This window comes from Ktedonosporobacter rubrisoli, from assembly GCF_004208415.1.
GTDB classification, from domain to species: domain Bacteria; phylum Chloroflexota; class Ktedonobacteria; order Ktedonobacterales; family Ktedonobacteraceae; genus Ktedonosporobacter; species Ktedonosporobacter rubrisoli.
In genome coordinates, this window is sequence record NZ_CP035758.1 from 8386982 (window position 1) to 8406607 (window position 19626).

Sequence of the window (19626 nt, forward strand, 5' to 3'; positions counted from 1 at the left end):
AGACCTTATCCAGAAAAGGATTACATTCAGTTATGGCTGATCTTGTTGCTGAAAATGTGTACCGGCTATGCGTTCCTATCCCCTTCCCTCTGCGTACCGTCAATGTCTATGTGCTCGTTGGCCCTGCTGGCTGGGCGCTATTTGATACTGCCATTGGCACCGAGGAAGCGCGCACACTTATTTATGAGGAACTGCAAGGTCTTGGGCTCAAGTTGGAGGAGTTGCGGGCCATTGTGCTCTCGCACATGCACCCCGATCATGTCGGGCTGTCAGGCGAACTATATGAGCGAAGTAGGGCCGCAGTCTATATGCATCCCATTGATGAGGCGGCGCTACAGCTCTTCTGGAACAGCGCCCAGGCGCGCACATTTGCCCAGACCAACCAGTTTTTTGTGCCCCATGGCATGCCTCGGGAACCGCTGTATCCTCCCCAGGTGCCACGCGAGGTCATGCGCAAGGTGGTCGGCGTGCCGGCCCATGAAGCCTTTACGCTCCTTGAAGACGGGCAGCAGCTAGAGTTGTTGGGCGAGCGCTATGAGGTATTGTGGACGCCGGGGCATGCCGATGGCCATATCTGCCTCTATCGTCCCCGCGATGGAGTCTTCCTGGCAGCTGATCATGTTTTGCCGCGCATTACGCCTAATGTCGGGCTTTATTCGGCACAGGCCCGGGAAAATCCTCTTGGCGATTTCTTGAGCTCGTTGCGCAAGGTGGAAAACTTGCCGGCAAGCATAGTTTTGCCAGGCCACGGCGAGCCCTTTGCTGACCTGGCGCTGCGCGTGCGTGAGCTGATTGAGCATCATGATCAGCGCGAGCAGGAGATTTTTGCCTTGTTGGCTCAACATCCTCAGCATGCCTATCAGCTGGCAAAGCAGCTATTCTCAGCACGCCTCAAGAGCCAGGATGCCTGGCGCATGGCTGTGGCCGAGACGCTTTCACACCTGGAATATATGCGTTATGCCGGCCAGGTGAGGCAGCAGCATACCAGCGACGGTTTGATTCTGTATGCCGCGCTCTAGCCCTGCTCGCAGCTGCTTTTCCTGCAGGTTGTGATATACTCCTGGATGTTGGAGATTAGGGTGAATTTCCCAACAGCAAAGCAAAGGAAGGAAAGCGTGCCCAGGCACTTAGCGCATGCGCTCATCTGGGAAGAAGGCAGGCAGTGTTATCAACTCCGGAGCTCAGGGCAGTTGGAGCTGTGTTATTTTGCTGGAGACGAGGTTGCCTTTTCGGCCTGGTTGGAGGTGCATACGGCCTTTGCCTTTGTTGGCAAGGCTGGAAGGGTCTCGGTACTTAAGGAAGCCAGGCGTGGCGGCAGAGAGTATTGGTATGCCTGCCGTACGCAGCAGCGCCATACCTCCAAGCGCTATCTGGGATCGTCGGCTAAAGTGACGTTTGGGCGCTTAGAGGAGGTAGCGAGGGAGCTCAACCGCCAGCTTGCTCCGCTTCCCTCTCAGCAGAGGAGAGCCGCTGAGTCAAGGGAGGCATTTCTTGCAGCCAGGCTTTCGCCCCCTCGTCTGCCGCCTGCCCTTGTGGAGCGCCCACGCTTGCAGCGCATGTTGGACGCTGCGCTGGTTCATCCTCTCACCCTTATCTCGGCCCCGGCGGGAAGCGGCAAGACCACGCTCCTCTCCGCCTGGATAGCCTCCTTTGCCCGGCAGGAGCCCGGCGCTAACGCTGCTGGAAAGAAGCTAGCTGTGGCCTGGCTCTCGCTTGAGGAGCTCGATAATGAGCCACTTCGATTCTGGGTTGCCTGTATCGCGGCTTTGCGCAGAGTGCTGCCGGCGCTTGGGGAAACGGCTCTTGCTCTGCTCCACGCGCAAGAAACTCTCCCTCTTTCCACTTGCCTGATTAGCTTGCTTCAGGAGATAGAGCAGGTGGATAGAGAGCTTCTTCTCATCCTTGATGATTACCAGGTCATCTCTGAACCTGGGCTCATTCAGTCAATGCATTTTTTGCTTGAGCATCTGCCTGCCAATCTGCATTTAGTGCTTGCCAGTCGTGCCGATCCTGAGCTTCCCCTGGCTCGCTTGCGCGTGCGGCAGCAACTGCTTGAGATCAGAGATCCCGGGCTGCGCTTTACATGGGAAGAGACTGCAACTTTTCTGCGTCAGGGGATGGGTCTGCCGCTCTCTGAAGATGAGGTAATAGCGCTACAGGCGCGCACTGAAGGCTGGATCGCCGGCCTACAACTTGCCGCCATTTCGCGCGGCAGACAGGAAGATTTCTCTCTATCCCTGCAGAGCTTCACGGGTAGCCATCGCCTGGTTCTCGATTATGTGCAGCAGGAGATTCTTGCCAGCTTACCTGTAAAGCTCAAAAATTTTGTCCTGCAGACCGCGCTTCTCGCGCGCATGGACGCGGCCTTATGCCAGGCGGTTACTGCTCTGCCAGCCACCTCGACATGCCAGGAGCTATTAGAGGCGCTTGAGCGGGCCCACCTCTTTGTGATACCGCTGGATGAGCATAGGCGCTGGTACCGCTATCATGACCTCTTTCGCGAGGCGCTGCAAGCTCAGCTACAGAGAAGTCAGCCGGAAATGGTGCCGCTCCTGCACATGCGGGCGGCTCGCTGGTATGCAGGAGCTGGGGAGTGGCGAGAGGCTATCGCGCATGCGCTCCTGGCTCCTGACTATTCCTATGCCGCTACCTTGATGGAGCAAGCAGCTCCTCACTTCTGGCACAGCGGCGAGGGCAGAATTGTACTGACCTGGGTGCTGGCCTTACCAGGTTCCGCGCTGAGCATGCACACGCGCCTGGCTCTGGCCGCCGCGCTTCACGTTCTCTACTCAGTTCCTGTGCATGGAAAGGGCGTGGTTGCTGAAGTAGAGCGAGTCATCAAGCGGCTGCAAGGGCTTGTGCAAGGTGCGCCGTCGCTCTATCTTCAAGCGCAAGAGGCGGCATTAGTCGAGCGAAGGCTTTTCCTCTTGCTGGCCTTTGGTGAGGCGCGGGCGATTCTCGGCCAACCTGAGCCCGAACGTTTACAACAGCTAGCACGGGCCGCAGAAGCATTACCAATGGATGCGGAGGTGAGCTGGAACCTTATTCCTCTCACGCTTACCTTCTGGCTGACTGACTTCTTTCCACAGATGCGCGTTTCTTTGATCCCAGGGTTGCTAGCAGCTAAGCAGCAAGCGCTACAGGCAGCGCACTACCCCACAACGATAAGGATCGTGAGCTTGCTTGGCGAGACATATATCAAAAATGGGCAGTTGCAGCAGGCGAGGAGGCAGTATCTTGAGGCGCTGGCCCTCATTGAGCAGAGTGGTGTACGTACCAGCCTGACAGGATCTCTCTATCTTGACCTCTTTACGCTCTCTTACGCTCAGAATCAGTTGGCGGAGGCCGCTGACTGGTTGCGGCAGGCCTTGCGCATCGCCTACGATTGGCGTCAACCATATCTACAGGCTCAGGGGGAATGCGCTTCCATGCGCCTGGCTCTGGCCCGTGGAGATCTCTCGGCAGCTAATCAGGCTCTGCAGCGACTAGATACTCTCCTTGCGCACGAGGAATTCCCCCGCTATGTGCCCAGAGAAGAATATGCGCTCTGGAAAGTGCTGAGCCATCTACAATACTGGCTGGCAAGCCGAAATCTGCCAGAGGCTCAGGCGTGGGCGCAGCAGCACATGCTCTCTCCCTGGACCTGGGAATTTATGGCGAGTGGCGAGCTGCTGATGCTGGTGCAGGTCTTGCTCACCCAAAGGCAGTATTCTCAGGCCTGCGACCTGCTCTCACGCTTCAGAGAGCGCCTTTGTGATGCTGCCGATCTTCAGACCTGCATGCAGTTCCTGGCGCTCTCCCTTGTGGCCTTTGTTCTGGCAGAGCGCAAAGAGGAAGCCTGGCGCTGGGCAGAACGGCTGTTTGCTTTGACCGAGCCAGAAGGCTCTATACGGCTGTATCTGGATCTTGGATTGCCTATGAAGCAGGCCCTGACTATCCTGTATGCGAAAATTCCTTCTATAGATGAAGGTGCGCGCGAGGCTGCTGTGAGGAGGGCCTATATAGCGCAATTGCTGGCATTATTCGCGCAGGAGGAGCAGAGACAGGCCTTGCCTGCCGGTAAGCAGCCAGCTCGGGATGCTGAGGCTCAGTCGTCTGCTCTCCCACGACTCGCCGTGGCTGCTTTGCCCGAACCGCTCACTGCCCAGGAGTTGCGGATCTTACGCTTGCTGGCATTGGGTCGTACGAATCGAGAAATTGCCGAGACTCTTGTCGTTTCGCTCAATACTGTAAAGTCCCATCTCAAGCATCTCTATAGCAAGCTCGCTGTCAATAGCCGGATGCAGGCCTGTGCGCGCGCCCGCGATCTACAAGTGCTTTGATCTCCTCACGAGGTTGGCTGATCCCTGCTTTCTCACCCCGCAAAATCACCCCGATGGGTGTCGATAGCTTCCCTACGTTTTCTGTATACTCCTGCTATGCAGGATATGGCGATATAGGCTGAACCAGGCATATGGCAGGAAAGCCATGCGGCCTGCTCACCTCTGTATACTGGAGAAGATAGGAATGTAGCTTTCCAGGAAATTAGCCGGTATTGCTGCTTCTGTGACCTGGCAGAAGAATAAGAGAATAGGATTGCCTGCAAGCGAAATTGAAAGATAAAGAGAAGGAGCAAGAATCTTGAGCGAGCATACGTCTTCATCAGCCACCTCACAGCCGGCTGAGGATCTCAAACGTTTAGAGAAACTTGTCGGGACCTGGGCGCTTTCCGCCGATACCTCTGGACAGGTAACCTACGAATGGCTGGAGGGCGGCTTTTTCCTGCTGCAACGTGTGGACATGTTGCACGCCGGCCATCGTATACAGGGCCTTGAGGTCATTGGTCATCTGCGCCCCTTTGGTGAAGAGCCCAGCGCGGATATTATCTCGCGTTTCTATGGCTCAAGCGGGGAGACCCTGGATTATGTCTACGAGCTTACCGGCAATACCTTGATGATCTGGGCAGGCGAGAAGGGTTCACCAGCTTACTACAAGGGAACGTTTAGCGAGGATGGGAATGTCTGCGTGGGAGCCTGGGAGTTTCCTGGCGGTGGCGGCTATAGCTCGACGATGACAAGAGTACGGCGTCAGGAGGATTGAGACATGGCGCAATCAGTAGCAATTACAAAGCCGATATCCAATGGCCAGACCCTGTTCGCACGGCTCTCTATAGCTGCGGGAACACTCTTTGTGCTCTTGCTCTTGAGCCTGCATGTGCTTGAGCCAGAGTTTGACCCGACCTGGCGCTTCATCAGCGAATACGCGCTTGGTTCCTTTGGCTGGATGATGCATCTAGCGTTCTTTCTGTTGGCGACGAGCCTGCTGAGCGCCGCGCTAGCTCTCTTTTCCCAGGTGCGCAATGTGCTCGGCTACATCGGACTCGCCATTCTTGGCCTGGCGGCCGTTGGCTTATTCATGGCTTCCATTTTTACGACAGATACGATTACGACGAGTCAGGCCGCGCTGAGCTTTAGCGGGAGCATGCACGATCTTGGGGCGGCCCTGGACTATACGCCGATTGCGGCTCTCTTGCTGAGCTTTGTGCTGGTGCGCCAGCCAGCGTGGCGACCTGTGCGCGTATGGCTGTTCCTCACAGCGGGTATTACTCTTGTGGCTATGGTAGCGTTTATGCTCATGTTGCCCCATGATGGCAAATTCGGTCCCGGCGTGCTGGCTGGCCTGTTTGGACGCTTCCTGATCGTGTCTTATCTCGGCTGGCTCCTGACCGTGGGGTTACACATACTCCGCCTGCATCGCCGCGCTGCCTAGTGTGTAGTCATCAGTTCATCTCAACCGGCTCCGTCAATTGCAGAACGGAGCCGGTTGTCTTTGCTCATTCTGGCGTTTCATAAAGCCGTGAGCATGACGAAAGGAGAGCTGTTAGCTATTTCAATGGAACGTAGATTATTCCCTCATCTTGTAGCTTGCTTCTTGACGTTGGTTCCAGGTTGAAATGTTTTTCCTGGAGAGCCCTTGACCTCTTGTATTTGCCTGCTTCCTCCTTTTTGACCGCGAGAAAACACCTTTGGCAAGGGGTGAGCCCTGCTGACTCATTCAAGAGGCCGATTTCCCTTTCATTGGAGAGAAATCGGCCAAAAAGAACTCTCTCTAAAGGCCACAGTTTTACTAAAATGACCAGGCCTGCTGAAATGAAACTGGCAATTTGGCTCAGGTTTTCCGTCAACAGCCCGACCTTTTAAGATTCGGCAAAAGGGAATGTTATGAGCGCGGAGGCGATGGAAAGCGCTAAGGAAAAAGAAGGTGTGCAGATACTAACAAATGAGGGAGGTATTTCGTCTCTTGTACGATCTCTGTTCAAAACCACCCTCATTTCTATCAAAGATCGTGGGTTGCTATTGCTCTGCGACTCTATCAGATCAGTAGCAGTGGACCCAGTTGCAATGATGAGGTCAGGGGTCACATCAGTGGTTTGCGGCATAAGGAAGAGCGTGTTTTATCAATGACCATGCAGCGAGATCCAGGTAGCCCGCAGGTAGGAGCGCTCTCCTGCCTCACCTATCACAGAAGCTGAAGCGTTTTTAGGAAGCGACTTCAGTCCCTGTAGAAAACACGCTCTCATACTCTATTCTGAAGAGGAGCAAAGAGCATGAATGTGAAGCGCACATCTCCGAACCCAATCATTATTGTTGGCGGCGGCTTAACAGGCCTCTGCGCCGCTGCTTTACTCGCACGCGCGGGACATCACGTTCTCCTATTTGAGAGGTCCAGGCTTCCTGGAGGCTATGCACGTACCAGAGAGCAGGAGGGGTTCTTTTTCAACTTTGGAGCCCATGCCTTCTATCTTGGAGGCCCTGGGGAAAGGGTGCTTAGAGAATTGGACATTCCTGTGAGCGGAGGCCGGTTGAGTATTGATTATGGTCTGGCCCTTAAGCAAGACGAGGATCATCGCCTCCCCTTTGGTGCAGCTGCCTTAGCTGAGACAACTCTGTTTTCTCAGGCAGAGAAAGATGAGCTCTCCCAATTGTATGCGGCACTGCCACAGCTCGATAGCGCTCAATTGCGAGGGATCAGTTGGCAAACATGGCTGGAGACCAACATACGGTACGCCTCGGCCCGTCAATTTCTCCAGGCTCGTGCCCGGTTGAGTACGAATACCTGGGCACCTGACCTCATTGATGCAGGCCTGATCATAGACATCTTGCAGAACAATTCTGGCGTGCTATATCTGCATAAAGGCTGGCAACCTCTGGTTGATGGCCTCCTCCAAGTCGCTCAACAAGCCGGTGCGACCGTGATCACTCGCGCCAGGGTTACTGCTGTGGAGGTGGCTTCTGGGGCAGTGGAAGCGATCCGTTTGGAAGATGGGACACGCTACAAGGCCTCAGCCGTCATCCTGGCTGTTGATGCTCACACTGCCTCCAGCCTTGTCGCAGAGGGGCAACACGATCTCATGCGCAGTTGGGCCCAGCAGACGATTCCATCATATATTGCTTGCTTTGATGTCGCCTTGCGTCGCCTGCCCAATCCCAGGAATATCTATGCGATTGGTATGGACTGTCCACTCTATTATGCTGTCCATTCTACCTGGGCGCAACTTGGGAGAGAGGATGGAGCTTTCATCCATACGATGAGATATCATAGATATGACGAATCACTCTCTGCGGAGATGAGTAAACGAGAGTTAGAGGCGCTCTTGGATCGACTGCAGCCAGGCTGGCGTGCGGAAGTGATTGCAGAGAGCTTCCTCCCTCATATACAAGCGGTAAGTGACATTGTTCAGGCGAAGCGAGGCGGGATCAATGGTCGCCCTGGCCCTGTGGTTCCAGCCATTGGTGGCCTGTACGTCGCAGGTGACTGGGTAGGCAATGAAGATCAACAGTCAGGGGCAGCTTTTGCCAGCGCGAGCCGTACTGCCCGCCTTGTCACAGAAGCTATGGTTGCTTCTTAGTGCGAAATATAGGCAAGGCTGCTCTCCCAAAGACAACTGTAGGATACCACGCCATCTATGCGTGTGAGAGGTGAACTTACCTGACTCCATCTTCCCGTACTGGCGAGCCAGGATAACCTGGCTCCCTATTCTGATTGAGGTGACGGAAGTTATGAAACAAGAAGAGATCGTTCAAACCTATAGGCCATTACTCTTTTCCATTGCCTACAATATGCTCGGGAGTGTGATGGACGCAGAAGATTGTGTGCAGGAAACGTTTCTCCGCTGGTACTCAGCAAGCAGCGATCAGGAAGCAGAGCTCATACACAATCCCAAGGGCTATCTCTGCACGGTCATCACACGCTTATGCATCGATGAGCTGCGGCAGGCTCGCAGACAGCGCGAAAGCTACATCGGAGTCTGGCTTCCTGAACCAATGGTGACAGACGATATGAGTATCAGAATGGTACAAAATGAAGTACTTTCCATTACGTTGCTGCATTTGCTCGAAACGCTCACGCCGCTCCAGCGTGCTGTGTTCTTGTTACGCCAGGTCTTTGATTATGATTATGCCGAGATTGCCCACATGGTGCAGAAGAGTACAGTCCACTGCCGTCAGTTAATGTGGCAGGCCCGACACGCCCTGCGCGTCAATAGTCAGCACGACAGCCTGGAAGTCAAGCAGCACTCCCTCATCGTCAATCAGTTTCTTGATGCCTATAAGCGTGGCGATATGGAGGGCCTTCTCTCATTATTTGCCCACGATGTAGCGCTCTATACTGACGGTGGTGGCAAAGCTAAAGCCGCACGCAAGCCGCTCTATGGAGCATTCAAGGCTGCGCGTTTCCTGGTGGCAGTCAGACCCACAGCACCAGAGCCGCTCGTGTATCGTCTTGCTCACATCAATGGTCGGCCAGGGATCATTCATTATCGGAAAGAGGCCCTTTACTCAGTGTGGGCCTTTGACATAGCAGAGCAAAAGATCCGTGAGGTCAATGTGGTTGCCAATCCCGAGAAATTACGGCATATCCCACCTCCTTATCAGGTCACAAATATGTAGATGAGGGTCTTATAGATCACTTGCCGACAATGGTGAGCAGGAAATTGCTCCTGCCTGAATCACTGTCAGCCAGGGCTTCGCCTCTTTGCCCTGCTCATCGAGCAGCAAAATATCAAGTGCAGTGCTCGGCCTGCTACATGTCACTAAATTTCTTATAGTCATTATGTAGACACAAGGAGGTTACGATTTCTCCACATCTGATCGAAGATGTCTGTTAGGCAGGTTGATGGGGGCGCGCTGAGCATTTTGGTAAGCGCCTGACGGAGCCGCTGGAGATCGAGAAGCATATCATCACGTTGTCTGGTTTTGGGGATGTGGCGCCTGATAAGCTTGCTAAAGCCGTCAAGAGCCTCACATATGCATTCCAGGTCAGCGCAGCTCAGGAATAGTGCAGCCTCGCTGCTCTGCTGTTGTCGATAGCTGGCCAGCCGTGTGCAGAGCGCAATAAAGCGAGAAACCTTATCCTGGCTTGAGCTCGCGCCGCTGGCTGAGCGACGCAGATAGGCCACATAGGACTTGATTATTTGCTCGATGGCTGCTATCTCGTCTGGGTGAAGCTGCAGATACGCTGGGGAAGACTGGTCTAGCCTGCCCAATGGGTCCTGTACGGCTTCCATCTGAGCAGAGGTGTCGTCATCGTTTGGTTGCGAATGTGGCTGGTATTGTGCCATCTTATCGGCTCCTTCTGCTTACATCTTGCGTATGGGTAGCAATCGAGGCGAGGTAGGGAATGCCCGTCAGGCGTTGCAGGCCTGCATGCACTTGTTGGGCCTGTAGCGCTCCTATCGGGTGTCCGTTCTCAATATTCCAGATTGTGAGATAGCGCACCCGGGCTACCAACGAGACATCTAACGAAGAGAGCTTGTAGCGCTTAAGGTAGGCCCGAAAATTCGTAGCACTTCTGACAAGCGTATCAGGCAAAATGATAGTCTCCTGCTCAGCAGGCCGATATTGATTATCGCTCCTCAACATACTCAATTCCTCCAAACCATAATGCGTAAACTATGCACAACCTCATCAAGCAGTTCATAAGCTTAAGCTTGCTTCGGTTTTTTGAAGCCTTCTTAGCAAAACTTATGCTGCATTATGAAAATGTAGTTCGAGCGAATAATAGTCCTTGATATTATTTTTGTAACCGAAGCTTATATGCGAATCACCGAAGTTTTGTCGGGCAACTACAATGAATATATATGCACTGATCGAAGATATACTCGGCGAGTAATAAGTATAAAACCGGAAAGAGCATGCTATAATGGAAGAATGGTACTGGTGGTTGCGCTATGGTAACTTTCCTCCTGGGCGGGGAAACTTACCACATATGGGGAAGGTTATTGCATTCCATCGTCAGAAGCGCTATAGGACGCAAGCGGAATTCGCGATAGCTCTAGGCGTTGATAAGCGTTCGGTTGAAGAATGGGAGGCAGCCGTGTTTATGCATGATCAGGAGCGCCGCATCATGTTGGTCAGGATGCTCAAGATTGCCCCGGCCCTGCTTGGCCTGGATTGGCGCCTTGTTGTCTATGAGAATAATCAGGGAGAGCACAAAGATTCTCTTCCACGCATGGTAGAGCTTATTGAAGAGGATGCCTATTATGCGTATGAGGATATTCTGGTTATTGGCCATCACTATATTCACAATGGAGGCTCGTCGGATATCGCCCCGAGAATAGATAGACGCTTGCGCAAGCTCGTTGAGATTACCGGGCAGGCGCGAGCTACGGATCAAGAAGCCTGGAAAGCGCTCTTGTGCCGCTACTATCAGCTTTCTACCCGCATCAAGCAGCAATGCCTTTTGGATGCCATAACCGCCTCGCGGCATGCCCAATTGGCCGTAGAGCTGGCCGAAGAACTGCAGGATGCAGAGCTTATCGCCTCAGCTTATGTCAATAGTGCTTGCACAAGTACCCAGCAAGGTCAGCTTGATATCGCGCGTCAGGCTATCGCCATGGCCATGACGCAAATGGATAAGATCCGCAATGCTCCGCTGAAAGGTAACATCTATCTGGAAGCGGCAAATATTAACACACCCTTTGCCTTGCAGGATAGCAAACTGCAAACGCAATGTAAGAACTGGCAAACACAGGCTCTTAATCTGCTCTATAGAGGTATCGAACCCGACGATAACTTTTTTCACTTCAATCTTTCCGCCGTTCATCACGAGAGAGCACGTTCCCTGCTCTGCTGGCAAAAGACCAGAACAGATCGCAGTGCGGCCCATGACAAGCTCAAATTGGCCCTGGAGACGCTAACCCCCGATTTAAATGTCTGGAAGGCCTACTACTATATGACCGAGGCAAGGCTCTATCTGGCAGATCACGATATTGAAGGAAGCGCGCAGGCGGGCAAAGCTGCACTGGCCGTAGCCAGGGCTATGCATTCGAAGATGGAAGAGCGCAATGCCGCAAAGCTATATACTGACCTTTATAAGCTAGCGCCCGACAATCCTTATGTACACAATCTGGGGCTGCAATTAGGATTGTTCCCAGCGTAGACAGATATTCTCTATCAGCTGGCTCAAGATCAGCTCCCAGGCGGAGATTCTGTGATGAAAAAGAGCGTTTGTGCTCAACCTGGGAGCAGGCGGTCTCTTAGCGAAACGGCAAGACCCGCTTATGCTGAACCAGTTCCCCATAGGGAGCTGAAGTTCCTTTGGGCAGCGTGGCTAGCCAGATGATATCTTCAGCGGCCTGATCCGGGCTTTGCGCCTCCGTCATGTTGTTGAACCAGGGTCGCGAGGCTGCCGTATCCACTAGACCAGGGCAGACGGCATCGAGAAGGATATCTCTCTGTCTTGCCTGTTCATGCATCTCACGGGCAAGCACGCGCAGAGCTGCCACCTGTCCGATCTTGGAGGGAATGTTGATCCATTCCGGCCAGCCCTCCTGTTGTGCTGTGCCCGTCTGCACGGCTCTGGCATAGGTATCCATCACGTTTTCTATGTCCGAGAGGCTCCTGGTTGTCTCGTCAAATAGATGATGCAGGTGAACAGGGAGATTGCTCAAACGCCCAAAGTCTGAGGCGACCACCAGGAGCCGACTTCCCTTATTAAGGAGAGGGGCGAACGCACGCAGCATACGGACGGTGCCATGATTATTGGTATTGACAAACTCGCCAACCTGTTCCGCTGAAGGTATGGCAGGGGAGATGCGTGCAGCAGCGTTGGAGATCAGGACATCTATGCCTCCATGTCGTTGCCTGATCAGGTCTGCACAGCTCTGGACGCTAGCATCATCGGCGACATCAATAACTGCAAGTTGTGGGGACAAGCCCTCTGCTTGTAACAGCACAACCGCCTCCTCCCCTCGTTCTCGCTGACGTGCTCCCAAATAGACAATCCCTTGTTCTCCCCATTGCCGGCTCAAGAGACGAACCAGTGCTAGCCCTAACCCCTGATTTGCTCCGGTGACCAGCGCAATCTTTTTCATAGCTTTTCCCTTTTCTAAACAGGATGCAGCTCTCGGACAAGTAAAGCCAGAACTGCTCATGTTTCTGCTTCCTACAAGCGCTTTCACTGCTCAATTTATTCCAACCTTTGTGGGCTAGCACTGATAATCTAGCGCTGCAACTGGACCTGTTCCCGGCTTAATTGAGGATAGGTAAAGGAAAGATCGTTACGGGATAGCCCATAACAATCTTTCCTTCACTATCTCTCTGCGTGTCTACCGCTGGCGTGCAAGCTTACATGCGGCGTTGGCGCAGGCGCCAGAAGGTAAGCAAGACCAGAATCCCAGAGATGACTAGCAAAACCGCCGCGTGTATCCACTGCAAGGGCCAGAAGCGCTCAGGTGGCTGATAGTCTAACCTCCACTGGATATGGTGCTCTTTGATGCATTGGTTGATCAGTTGCTCATACTCATCCTCGGTAGCCGAAGCCCGAAAGCCGCAATAGGTGCCGATCTCCCTAATTTCGTGCCCTTGCTGATCGGTATAGCCCATATGAACTACTAGTTCATTAATCGGCTCTTTCATGGTGATATTGGCCTTGGGTGCCTTATCGATGGCGCTAAGCGGGGGCAGCAGATAAGGAAAGATCGCGCTAAGCCCAATGAAAAGGGCCAGGTAGAGCACAAAGGTTAGCGCCATCGCGGGCAGCGTGCGATGCACAAAAGCCCCGGCGGCAACACCTAGCGTCAAAGCGAGCAATGCGTAGCCTGGCAAGATTGGCCCTTGCATAGCATAATTTGTCCAAATCAATGAATGTATATGCAGATTCCCCCAGGTTGCAATAATGCTGAGCAGGCCAGAGCCCAGCAGGGTTGCCACAATAAGTAGCCCGAGCTTGATAGCCAGCCAGCGCCCGCGCGACACACTCTGTAGCCAGGCGAAATAGTGCGTGCGCTGCTCTTGTTCGCGGGCAATCAAGGGCGCGCCTAGAAAGATTCCCATAGTTAGGGGGAGCAGGAGTACGAGGCCGAGACTGAGAATCAGAGACGTGTTTGGGTCTATAGGGATATTGAGACTTGGCTCAACTATATTTGGGCAGCTATGAGGTCGCGTCATGCAAATTGTTAGCTCCTGCTGCAAGGTAGTCTCGTAAGTAATGTAGTTGAAAATCATTACAGTAGCTAGCAATAGAAGCAAGAATGCGATTGTGATAAGCGCAGTTCGATATTGTCTCCACACAAGCCAGATCATTTTATTTACTCCATCTGTAACATCTTGAATGCTATGCTCATGAATATGCAGTTATATTCAGATAGGCTTTTTTGTCTGCCTGGTCTACAAGGTCTCAATGGCGACGCCGGAGTAGGCGCCAGAAGGTAAGCAAGACCAGAATGGCAGAGATGACAAGTAAAATTGCCGTGTGTATCCACTGCAGCGGCCAGAAGCGTGCGGGAGGCTGATAAACCCTCTTCCACTGCAGATGGCGCGCTCTGATGCATTGATTGATCTGCGTGCCATACTGCGAATTGTTGACTATTGGAACGTTGCAATAGGTGCTGATCTCCCCGATCTCGTGTCCCTGCTGATCAGCGTAACCGGCATAGAACACCAGATCACTAGGACGGCCCCATGATTCGTTGCCATTGTGCAGAGCATAGGTCGTGCTCATAGGAGGCAGCAGGTACGGATAAGCTGCACTCAGGCCGATGAAGAGAGCCAGGAAGAGCACAAAGGTCAGGGCCATCGCCGGCACCGTGTGTCGTACAAAGGTCCCAATCGCAATACCTAGAGTTAGGGCAAAGAGAGCGTAGGCTGGCAGGACGAGACCCTGGATATGGTACAGATACCAGAGGTTCTGGTCAGCGTCCCAGGGCTGAGCCCACCAGGTCGTGAGCAGCGTGAGCAGGCCAAAGCCCAGCAGAGTTGCCCCGATAAGTAGCCCGAGCTTGCCAATCAACCAGCGCTTACGCGGCACGCTCTGCAGCCAGGCAAAGTAGTGTGTGCGCTGCTCTTGCTCGCGGGCAATCAAGGGCGCGCCCACAAAGACTCCCACCGCTAGCGGGAGCCAGGGCATAAGGTAGGTAAGGGCATTCCAGTTCAAACTCTGAGAAGCAGCCTGAGTCTGAAAGCGAAGCCCTATCTCTTCACAGTTGCCTCCATGAGCCAGGCAAGCCGCCATGCCTGAACTTTGATAGACCGCGTGCGTAACTATACCATCTTTAATCAGGATAAGCGCGAGCAGCGCAAGCAGGGCCAGGCCAATAATGGCGACAATGCGATACTGGCGCCAGATAAACCAGATCATTTGACTCACTCCATGTGCATGTAGAGAAAGTTGTATCCATGAGCTGCACTAATTCAGTGTACGCTTCATCTTTTCATTGATCGACCCACGAAAACTCAAGCACGGCGTTGGCGCAGGCGCCAGAAGGTAAGCAAGAGCAGCAGGCCTGAGAGGGCCAGCTGAATTGCCGTGTGTATCCATTGCAGCGGCCAGAAGCGTGCGTGAGGCTGATAAATCACCTTCCACTGGATATGGCGCGCCCTGCTACATTGTTGGACCAGCGTGCCATATTGCGAATTGTTGACCATTGAAACGTTGCAATAGGTGCTGATCTCCCCGATCTCGTGTCCTTGCTGATCAGCATAACCAGTGTACAGCACTAGATCGCCTGGTTGGCCCCATGCATTGTTAACGTTGGATAGGGTATAGGTAGTGGTTATTGGAGGTAGCAGATAAGGATAAGCCTTGCCCAGCCCCATAAAGAGAGCCAGGAAAAGTACGAAGGTCAAGGCCATCGCCGGCACTGTGTAGCGCACAAAGGCTCCAACGGCGATGCCTAGCGTCAAGGCACAGAGGGCGTAAGCCGGCAAAACCGGCCCCTGAATATTGAACCAATCCCAAGGGAAGCGGGTTAGGGGTTGGGCCCACCAGGTTGTGAGCAGTGTGAGCAGGCCAAAGGCTAGCAAAGTGACCAGGGTGAGTAGGCCAATGCGGGTAATCAGCCAGCGCTTACGCGGCACGCTCTGTAGCCAGGCAAAGTAGTGTGTGCGCTGCTCTTGCTCGCGGGCAATCAAGGGCGCGCCAACAAAGACTCCCACAAGCAAGGGTAGCCAGGCTGTAAAGGGAATAAAGATGCTAGCCAGCAACGTGCTGAAGGGTGTCTGTGTGATCAAGCACGTCATAGCTTGCTGGCAACCAGCCAGGTCCAAGTGAGGATGAGCTGAGCGTATATAGATCCCGGTTATAATAAAAGAGCTCATTAACAGCGCAAGCAGAGCCAGGGCTATAATGGCTGTTACGCTATACTGGCGCCAGGTAAACCAGATCATTTATGCACCTCCTGCAGTTCTGGTATCGCCTGTTCAGCTACCTGTAGCGACAGATAGACAAGAATGAGATCGGCCAGCGAAATATCCTCAAATTCCCAGTCAGGATTGTTTACTGATCCATTAAGCTTAACAACTGCCTGGCTCTGGCGCCCGGCATGGCTGGCCTGGATAACCTTATGTGTTTTAGCCAGCGACGCAAAATCCGCTTCGGGTCCGATGAGCCGTTTGTGCGTATTAAGCAAACTCTCGACCTCGCCAGCTACCTGTACGTTTGCCGAAGCGAGAATAACCAGGTAATCGCAGATCTGCTCAAGATCCTGCGTGCGATGCGAGGAAAGAAGTACAGTCACATGATGGTTGACCACTGCCTCCATCAGCATCTTCATAAATTCCTGCTGGGCCAGCGGGTCCATATTGCCGAAAGGCTCATCGAGGAGAAGCAGCTCGGGACGCTTGGCCAGAGCCAGAACCAGAGCTAGCAGCGTTTGTTGGCCACCTGACAATTTGCCCACCCGGCGTGCTGTAGGGATGTGCAAGCGTTCTAGCGCTTCCTGGGCCAGCGTGTTATCCCAGCCGGGATTAAGCTTGCGGCCCAGAAGTAACATCTCCCGGACCGAGAAATGCTTGTAAAGCGCGTGATCCTGAGCCACAAAGCCAATGCGGCGCAGCCAGCCGGTAGCCTCAAGCGAGGGTACAGTATCCAGCACGCGCAAAGTTCCCACCGTGGGCTCAAGTAAGCCAGCCAGCATCTGCATAAGCGTCGTCTTACCCGCTCCGTTCAGGCCAACCAAGCCGGTCACGCTACCGAGAGGAATGTGTAATGTACAGTTTTGCAAGGCCCAATGTTTGCCATAACGTTTGCCAAGATTGTCTGTCTCTATTGCATATGTCATATTTGCTCTCCCTGCAAATGAGGTACTATTCTGCTTATTCAATATAAAAATTAACCTTGTAGAAAAATGAGCCCGAAATTCTTTTAGCTCTGTGTCTGCATCTCGCTTTTTACATGCGTCAGGGTGTCCATAAAGAGCGCCCCAATACCTTCAGCATTCATGCCAGCCTCATAGGCTTTATGTAGCCAGCGCGTGAGCTCCTCACGGAGTGCGGCGTGGCTGGCCAGAGAAGCATCAGCCAGAGTTTTGCGCACAAAGGTCCCGACTCCCGGACGGCTCTCTACAAGTCCCTCGCGCTCAAGCTCGCGGTAGGCTTTAAAGACCGTATTGGGATTAATAGCGATCTGAGAGACTACTTCGCGAACGGTAGGGAGCTGATCGCCAGGCTGCAGAAAGCCCAGGCGCAATGCTCGCTTCACTTGCTGCACAAGTTGCATGTAGGGAGCCACGCCCGAACGACTCTCCAGGTGAAATTCGATCATGAGCTGGCCCTTTACCTCTTTCAATAAAACTACTATTGTGCTAAATAACTAGGAAGATAGTAGAAGTATAGAGAAAGCCCTGGATTCTGTCAAGGGCCGGCCAGCGGTCTGTCAGGACTCAAGTGAGGCGTGAAAGCAGCGGGATGGTCAAAGGCGGTCACAAGGCGGTGCACTCGTCACACGACGTCTGACAGACGGCTAAAGAGAAGGCAGAAAATATGTAACTTTGCGTGGTACATTGATTGTAGTGAAGAATCACCCATAGAAAAAGTTGTAAGCCCTTTGATCTTCTACTGAAGAGTTTCTGATTAGATCGAAATCGAGTTATCCACAAGTTATCCACCAGGTTACCCAAAATTGGTGGATAACACTCTTTTCCTGAATGCCCAAGAAGTGTTACAATGGAGTGGGGCAAAGTGGGGCATTTTGGTGAGTTCATACGGATGGCGGGGAAATTCGGTGAAGTATGTCAGGATATCTCAAAAAATTCTGCTATGTTTCACAAGAGCCAGCGGAACAGCGCAAAACTGAGAAAGTACAACACTTACTATGTTCCTGGGCGAATATGAGCATACTATCGATGCGAAAGGTAGACTTGCCGTGCCGGCGAAGTTCCGGGTCCAGATGGATCGCGGAGCCGTCATTAGCAAGGGCATGGGAACCTGTCTATCGGTGTATACCGTAGCGCGCTGGGAAGAGAAGTCTGATGAGCTGGTGGCCGGGCTGAGCAGCGACGAGCTACGCGATTTTGAGAGGCGCATCTATCCAAGCGCCAGCGAGGTGGAACTGGATGCTCAGGGACGAATGTTGATCCCCGCCAAATTACGTGCATATGCCAAGTTGAGCGGCGAAGTAACGGTAGCCGGAGTGCGCGACCATTTCGAGGTCTGGGATCGGACGGCATGGAGAACTTATCAAGAGCGCCTGGATGCGGAAGGGAGCCATATTCCCTTCTAGGAACAGAGTGGATGGGCGAAAAACAACAGGAAGTTATCAGGGACAGGAACATGCAAGCATAGCGAGGTCCGCTTAGCGCCCGCTCTGACCTCAAAGGTTAGGGGAGCAAAGAATATTGCGTTCTTTCCTGAATTATATAGAACAGCTATCTCATGAATCTAACACAAACGCAGCATATACCAGTAATGTTAGAAGAGGTTATGCAGTTGCTGCAACCGCACGCGGGTGGTCAATATATTGATGCCACGCTTGGAGGAGGAGGGCATACCTCGGCAATACTAGCGCGCTCGGCCCCTACGGGCAAGGTCCTGGGAGTGGATACCGATGTGCAGGCACTGGCACGTGTGAAAGAACGGTTGTCATACTATGTAAGCGAGGGGCGTCTGCTGCTGACCCACGGAAATTTTTCTGATCTGTCGCAAATTGTAGAACAGGCAGGCTTGACCTCGGTACAGGGAATCTTACTGGATCTGGGCTTCTCCTCGGATCAGATGGATACTCCCGAGCGGGGCTTTGCCTTTAGCACCGATGGTCCGCTCGATATGCGCCTGAATCAGTCCTTAGCTACCACGGCTGCGGACCTGGTGAACGAGGCTGATGAAGCAGAGCTGGCCGACATCTTCTGGAAATATGGAGAAGAGCGGCGTTCGCGCCAGATTGCGCGCCGCATCGTCAATCAACGGGCTAAAGGGGCCATCACGCGTACAAAGCAACTGGCGGATCTGGTAGCAGCCGGAGTACCGTATAAGCCGGGGGCCATTCATCCCGCCACGCGGGTCTTCCAGGCCCTGCGCATAGCAGTGAACCAGGAATTGGAGCGGCTAGAGGCCGTGCTTCCTCAGATTTTAGAGATCCTGAGCAAGAAGAGGGCAGACGGAGGGCGGCGAGAGGAAGCAGGTAGAATGGCCATAATTGCCTTTCACTCGTTAGAAGATCGTATTGTTAAGGAATTTATGCGGCGCGAGGCAACCGATTGTCTGTGTCCGCCACATGTTCCGGTCTGTGTATGTGGGCATAAGGCGCGGCTGCGTCTATTGACGCCTAAACCTCGCATGCCCGGTGCGCAGGAAATTGAGCGCAATCCTCGCGCCCGTAGTGCCAGATTACGGGCAGCTGAAGTAGTTGTTGAATAGTAGTGCGTCAAGTGTAGGGGTGTGTATGGAAGCAGGTTCATCTTTCAAGGATGGATGTGCAGGTGGTGACTCAACATCTCGAAGGAACGCAGCGTATGTACAGCCTGAAAGAGCACAGAAGTGCCTCGCAAGTGGCACGAACCAAACCTATTCTGGCCGCGAAACGACGCCGACAACTACACCCATTCTTCTTTCATATGGGACCCGTAGCCTTGTCTATCACCAGTGTCTTACTCATCGGCTTAATGGCGGTGCTCTATCTCAGCCAGTCTGGCCAGGCCGTAGCCGCCAACCAGCAGCTTCAGGATATACATACAGAGCAAGCTACGCTCCTGCGACAAAACCAGGACCTGGTAGATTCTATCGCCCAGGAACGATCACCTGCTTACATCGCAAGTCAGGCAAAGAATTTAGGTCTGGAGCCGGCGGACCCGAAGAGTGTGCGCGTCATCGTGGTGCCACATCTTCAACCGGTTTCGTCTCAGGACGAACCCATCAAGCCTTAAAAAGGGACGAG

General features: G+C 53.4%; 18 protein-coding genes. 10 read left to right on the forward strand and 8 right to left on the reverse strand.

Annotated features, from left to right (window positions below; genetic code table 11):
* Positions 1–32: 32 nt before the first annotated feature.
* The 6 genes from EPA93_RS36440 (at position 33) to sigJ (ending at position 8927) form a co-directional block, all read left to right on the forward strand.
* Positions 33–1019, forward strand: coding sequence for an MBL fold metallo-hydrolase (locus EPA93_RS36440; RefSeq protein WP_165423636.1), 987 nt, complete (start codon positions 33–35; stop codon positions 1017–1019).
* A 96-nt stretch (positions 1020–1115) separates the two neighbouring features.
* Positions 1116–4322 (forward strand): winged helix-turn-helix domain-containing protein, encoded by a 3207-nt coding sequence (locus tag EPA93_RS36445; RefSeq protein ID WP_165423637.1) that lies wholly within the window; start codon positions 1116–1118, stop codon positions 4320–4322.
* Between the two features lie 298 nt (positions 4323–4620).
* The gene (locus EPA93_RS36450; RefSeq protein ID WP_129892234.1) at positions 4621–5079 is read left to right on the forward strand and encodes a hypothetical protein; all 459 of its coding nucleotides are present in this window, start codon (positions 4621–4623) and stop codon (positions 5077–5079) included.
* A gap of 3 nt (positions 5080–5082) precedes the next feature.
* Positions 5083–5748 carry a DUF998 domain-containing protein gene (locus EPA93_RS36455; RefSeq protein WP_129892235.1) on the forward strand — a complete coding sequence of 222 codons (666 nt, stop codon included), beginning with the start codon at positions 5083–5085 and terminating at the stop codon, positions 5746–5748.
* An 838-nt stretch (positions 5749–6586) separates the two neighbouring features.
* On the forward strand, positions 6587–7888 hold the full coding sequence (locus tag EPA93_RS36460) for a phytoene desaturase family protein (RefSeq protein ID WP_129892236.1): 1302 nt from the start codon (positions 6587–6589) through the stop codon (positions 7886–7888).
* A gap of 151 nt (positions 7889–8039) precedes the next feature.
* On the forward strand, positions 8040–8927 hold the full coding sequence (gene sigJ / locus EPA93_RS36465; protein WP_129892237.1) for an RNA polymerase sigma factor SigJ: 888 nt from the start codon (positions 8040–8042) through the stop codon (positions 8925–8927).
* A gap of 161 nt (positions 8928–9088) precedes the next feature.
* On the opposite strand, the gene EPA93_RS36470 is transcribed toward sigJ, so the two are convergent.
* On the reverse strand, positions 9089–9598 hold the full coding sequence (locus EPA93_RS36470; RefSeq protein ID WP_129892238.1) for a hypothetical protein: 510 nt from the start codon (positions 9596–9598) through the stop codon (positions 9089–9091).
* A gap of 1 nt (position 9599) precedes the next feature.
* The gene (locus EPA93_RS36475) at positions 9600–9899 is read right to left on the reverse strand and encodes a hypothetical protein (RefSeq protein WP_129892239.1); all 300 of its coding nucleotides are present in this window, start codon (positions 9897–9899) and stop codon (positions 9600–9602) included.
* Between the two features lie 280 nt (positions 9900–10179).
* Between EPA93_RS36475 and EPA93_RS36480 the strand changes: the two genes are divergently transcribed.
* Entirely contained in the window at positions 10180–11418 is a 1239-nt protein-coding gene (locus tag EPA93_RS36480) for a helix-turn-helix domain-containing protein (RefSeq protein WP_129892240.1), read from the forward strand.
* Between the two features lie 97 nt (positions 11419–11515).
* Here EPA93_RS36480 and EPA93_RS36485 read toward each other — a convergent pair whose 3' ends face one another.
* From EPA93_RS36485 to EPA93_RS36510, 6 genes are all read right to left on the reverse strand, one after another.
* Positions 11516–12352, reverse strand: a complete 837-nt coding sequence (locus EPA93_RS36485) for an SDR family NAD(P)-dependent oxidoreductase (RefSeq protein WP_129892241.1) — start codon at positions 12350–12352, stop codon at positions 11516–11518.
* A gap of 253 nt (positions 12353–12605) precedes the next feature.
* Positions 12606–13562 carry a hypothetical protein gene (locus EPA93_RS36490; RefSeq protein WP_129892242.1) on the reverse strand — a complete coding sequence of 319 codons (957 nt, stop codon included), beginning with the start codon at positions 13560–13562 and terminating at the stop codon, positions 12606–12608.
* A gap of 94 nt (positions 13563–13656) precedes the next feature.
* Positions 13657–14616: an ABC transporter permease gene (locus EPA93_RS36495; RefSeq protein WP_129892243.1), complete on the reverse strand. Its 960-nt coding sequence runs from the start codon at positions 14614–14616 to the stop codon at positions 13657–13659.
* 95 nt (positions 14617–14711) lie between these two features.
* Complete coding sequence (locus EPA93_RS36500) at positions 14712–15644, reverse strand: hypothetical protein (protein WP_129892244.1); 933 nt, start codon at positions 15642–15644, stop codon at positions 14712–14714.
* On the reverse strand, positions 15641–16537 hold the full coding sequence (locus EPA93_RS36505; RefSeq protein WP_129892245.1) for an ABC transporter ATP-binding protein: 897 nt from the start codon (positions 16535–16537) through the stop codon (positions 15641–15643). The genes EPA93_RS36500 and EPA93_RS36505 overlap by 4 nt, the downstream gene beginning before the upstream one ends.
* 83 nt (positions 16538–16620) lie before the next feature.
* Complete coding sequence (locus EPA93_RS36510) at positions 16621–17019, reverse strand: GntR family transcriptional regulator (protein ID WP_129892246.1); 399 nt, start codon at positions 17017–17019, stop codon at positions 16621–16623.
* A 549-nt stretch (positions 17020–17568) separates the two neighbouring features.
* Here EPA93_RS36510 and mraZ point away from each other — a divergent pair.
* From mraZ to EPA93_RS36525, 3 genes are all read left to right on the forward strand, one after another.
* Positions 17569–17976, forward strand: coding sequence for a division/cell wall cluster transcriptional repressor MraZ (gene mraZ / locus EPA93_RS36515; RefSeq protein ID WP_129892247.1), 408 nt, complete (start codon positions 17569–17571; stop codon positions 17974–17976).
* A 152-nt stretch (positions 17977–18128) separates the two neighbouring features.
* Positions 18129–19109 carry a 16S rRNA (cytosine(1402)-N(4))-methyltransferase RsmH gene (rsmH, locus tag EPA93_RS36520; protein WP_129892248.1) on the forward strand — a complete coding sequence of 327 codons (981 nt, stop codon included), beginning with the start codon at positions 18129–18131 and terminating at the stop codon, positions 19107–19109.
* Between the two features lie 95 nt (positions 19110–19204).
* Entirely contained in the window at positions 19205–19615 is a 411-nt protein-coding gene (locus EPA93_RS36525; RefSeq protein WP_129892249.1) for a hypothetical protein, read from the forward strand.
* Positions 19616–19626 lie beyond the last annotated feature (11 nt).